Annotated in this window: 1 protein-coding gene; it reads right to left on the reverse strand. The window is 43.8% G+C overall.

The features are described 5' to 3' along the window. Positions 1-180: 180 nt before the first annotated feature. On the reverse strand, positions 181-593 hold a 413-nt coding region (locus R8N47_RS26750; protein ID WP_318186305.1), incomplete at its 5' end, for a GGDEF domain-containing protein.

Raw genomic sequence — 593 nt, forward strand, 5'->3', positions numbered from 1 at the left:
GTCCCAAGCAACCTCAAGATGCCATATTCGTCATGAATGAATACATCATCTTGAAGTGACTTGGGTTTTTACAGCTTAGCAGACTGAAAGGGGATAAATGTGATAACTCGTTGAAAATGGGAGGTTATGAGCGTTTGAGAGGGGGTAAAAGTGTTTGTTTGCTTGTTTTTTGAACGGTTTTTAGTTCCAGTTTAGCTGGTTTGTGCCCCGTTTTTTAGCGTCAGTGAGCATTTGCCCAAGGCGATCGAGCACATATTCTGGTGCGTCTGATTCCTTAAATGAAGTAGAGACGGCTGTCAGAGTAATGATGATGTTTTGCTCGCGGAACTTAAACGGCAGCTGACAGATATCGCGCTGAATATTCTTCATCAGTTCTAACGTGTATTCTTCACTTTGTTCTGGGATCAGCAGAATAAACTCCTCACCGCCAAAGCGAGCGACGGTTTCGGTATCAGACACACGCTTATTGATAGCACGAGCGATGATCTTCAGCGCTTTATCACCAGCGGTATAACCATAGCTGTCGTTTACGGCTTTGAAGTTATCGACATCAAACAGTACCACTCGTAGATTTTGTTGAGAGCGAATCCAAC

It is taken from the genome of Vibrio sp. 2132-1 (assembly GCF_033344315.1).